This is a genomic window from Actinophytocola sp. (genome assembly GCF_036002505.1).
Classification (GTDB): Bacteria; Actinomycetota; Actinomycetes; order Mycobacteriales; family Pseudonocardiaceae; genus DASYTH01.
This window is the reverse complement of sequence record NZ_DASYTH010000090.1, coordinates 1-3284: the sequence shown is the minus strand read 5'-3', so window position 1 is coordinate 3284 and position 3284 is coordinate 1. Positions and strand designations below refer to the sequence as shown.

Here is a 3284-nt window from a genome sequence, read left to right as displayed (position 1 = left end):
CAGATGGTGCTCGATGGTGGTTCGCGGCAGGTGCAGCCGGGCTGGAAGGCCGCTTTCACCTCCATCGCTACCCTCGCGGTGGCACTGCTGTCGTCGACATCCACGGCCGCGGGGGCGCCGTTGCAGGAGCAGGGCTCGACGTCCTCGGGGAGTGCGCCCGGCGGTTTCCCTGGCCCGGCGATCATCGGCGGTGAGGAGGTGACCGCCAACGCGTCCTACCTGGCCGCCCTGCACTTCCGGGACCTGAAAGACGCGAGCGAGCTGGTGTTTTCGTGCTCGGGGTTGGTGGTTGGTTCGGAGTGGGTGCTGACCGCCTTGCATTGCGTCACCTCCGTACTCGAAAGGGAGTACGTGGTGCGGGCCTTCTCGCTGGACCGGACCTCCGGTGGGGTGCTCGCCAACGTCACCGAGATCAATCCGAGTCCGCTGCCTTCGGGGGAGGGCGGCGACGCCGTCCTGTTGCGGGTGTCGCCCGCGCTGTCCGGACCGTTCCCGGACGGGGTTGTGGCCCTTCCGGCCAGCGCTGAGCTGAACAGCGGCGGGCGTGACTTGACCAACATGACGGTGTGGACCTACGGGTGGGGAGTCAACGCGACCGGCGCTACCCCGGAGATCATCCACCGGGTGGATGGGAACATCGGTGGTTTCCCGTGGTGCCGCAACGAGGACGGCAAGGTCGTCATGACCGGGGCGTTCCCCGGGTTCGTGTGCGTGAGCCACCCGGACGGGAACAAGCCGCAGCCGGGGGACTCGGGTGGTGCGGTGTTGGGGTTCCAGGACGGGCAGACCCTGGTGTGGGGCACGCACTCGCGCATGCAGGATTCGAGATTCAAGTTCGACACGTACTTCACGCCGGTGGGCGCGGAGCCGATGCGGAGTTGGTTTACCAACCTGACCGGCATGCCGCTGGTGGACCCGCGGGTGACCGAGCCGTTCCAGTTGCAGGTGACGGTCAGCAACGAGGGTAGGTTCGTCCCGCGGACGACGGTGTCCGCTGGTTACGACGGGGCCGGCAAGTCCACTGCGCTGTCGGTTGGCACGAACAAGGTTGATCTGGGGGCGTGGAACTCCTTCACCATCCGCGGTGAGTCCGTGATCGGCAGGTATGCCGAGTACCAGTACGAGTCGGTCGGCAACAATTCGCGGTTGTGTTTCGAGTACACCGGCACGACCCTGGTCGGTTTCGACTTCTACCGGTTCGACTGTGACACCGGTGTCGCGTTGTCCGAGCCGCAGCTGTCCGCGGGCCTGGCGCCGTCCTTCTACTACGGTCTGGCCGGGCTGGTGGTCGCCGCGGGCACGCTTGTGGGTGTAGGCGCCAAGGTGATGTCGCGACTGCGCCGGTCGAGGGCTGCCGCGGCCACGGGCACAACCCTCACCACCACGGACACCACCACGGCCGCGGGCCGGCTGGACGGGCGCACAGAGGAGCTCACGGAGAGCTATGAGCTGACGGTCATTAATGCGCCTACCGACCCCATCGTGCCGGCAACGCTCACCGAGGTGCTCAGCGAGGCCGAGCAGATCGATGTGGCCGCAAGCACGAACGACACGGGTGAGGGTACAAGCGCGGGAGGTGCGCTCCCGGTCAATCCGGTGCGTGACTCCGCGCTAGCCGATCCGGTGGCGATAAGGCTCGGCGAGCGCGTGGTGGCGAGCCTGCCCAATGAGGCCGCCAGCCTCCTCGACTCCACAAGTTTTGATGATTCCGGTGAGGCGTTCGTTGTCATTGTCGGCATCGACAGCGTGGGCAACCCAATGCTGTTTCGCTCTGACGGGTCGGCTATTGCGGCCGATGCGGCAAGACTGGCGCAGTACATCGTCGAACACCGCCCGGAGGATTGGTCGGGCGAGCACCTTCGGGTGCTGACCCCGCAGACGCCGTCCCGGCAGGAAGACTGGGCACGGTTCCAGCAGATCGTGGACGCCGCGATCAAAATGGTCGGCGCGCGGCTCGTCGAGCACACCGGCGCCAGCGCCCCTACGCCGTCCGACGCACCATACGCGCCGATATCAACGCCCGTAACACAGCGCATGGACGAGCCGGAAGGCGGTGAGAGCTTGGTCGGACGCGAGGAAGAACCGTCCTCGCCGACATCCGGCGCTGCGCAGACCGATGACAGCGGCACCGGCACGGGGAAGGGGAAGGTTGGCGCGTTGCCGGCCTGGTTGGCTGACCGGCCGATGGCGAAGCTGCCCGCGGTGGCGCTGCACGCGGGCTCCGGTGCGGCGCTGCCGCGGGAACTCGGCTGGATCGCCCGGGTGAACCCGTGGCGCGACGTGCCGGGCCCGGTGGTGGATCCGACGGCGTTTTGGGCCAACTGCGTGTTGTCGGTGATCGCCACCGCCATGACCCTGACGGACCGGGCCAGCGGGCTGACGACGCGGCACCAGGCCGGCGGCGCGAAGGCAGCGCCGCGGAGCGACCTGGAACGCCACGCCGGCCGGCAGGGGCGCCCGGCGACCTTTGCCGAGATCGTCACCGCGATGGCGGTCGCTGCCGACGGTGACCATGGCATCGTCGAGTACTACGTGGCCGGGGCGCCGCACCGGCACGCGGTGAACGTGGTCAACACCGGCGGGCGGATCGTGTTCCTCGACGGCCACGCCGGCGGGCTGGCGCACCTGCCGGCCGACGCGCAGGAGGTCCGCTTCATCCCGATGTTCGGGTTGACCGGGGCGCAGCGCGCCAGCTTGACGCGGCAGAACCTGATCGCGTTGGACAACACCGGTGGGCGGGATTCGTTCTTCGAGGCGCTGCGGCTGGCCGCGCCCGGCAAGCTGGGCGGGCTGTCCGCGCCGGCGGTGCGCGAGCAGGTTCTCCTCGAGCTCGCCGCGGAGAGGATGCGGCCACCCCGGCAGCGCCGGTTCCCCGACCTGGCCGAGCAGGACCTGCAGGCGCTTGCGCACGCGCTGACCGCGCCGGGGGCGTGGACGTACCAGGCCGTCGCGGCTGCGCAGAAGGTGGCCGGGGCGATCCTCGAGGCCGACATCGCCGTGATCAAGCTCGACGGCACCGTCGTGCCCGCCGGCCCCGCGGCCAGCCGCCAGCGGCCTTCGATCGTCCTGGTCCAACTCGCGGGCGACGCCGGGCGGTTCATGGCCACCCTCCACCGGCCACCCGCCGGTCCGGACGACGGGCAGTTGCTGGTCGGCGGCGGCGGGCCGGATCCCGACAGCCCCAGTGGCAACGCGCCCGCGCCGGCCGAATCCGACGCCACGGACGACGAGGACATCGCCTCCGATCAGGAGATCCTGGACGCCGAGGGCGAGCCCGAGACGGC

At 69.6% G+C, this 3284-nt stretch carries 1 protein-coding gene; it reads left to right on the top strand.

Features of this window, described 5'->3' with window-relative positions; all coding sequences use genetic code 11:
• Positions 1-78: 78 nt before the first annotated feature.
• A partial coding sequence (locus VGR06_RS06980; protein ID WP_327558137.1) for a trypsin-like serine protease occupies positions 79-3284 on the top strand: 3206 nt, incomplete at its 3' end.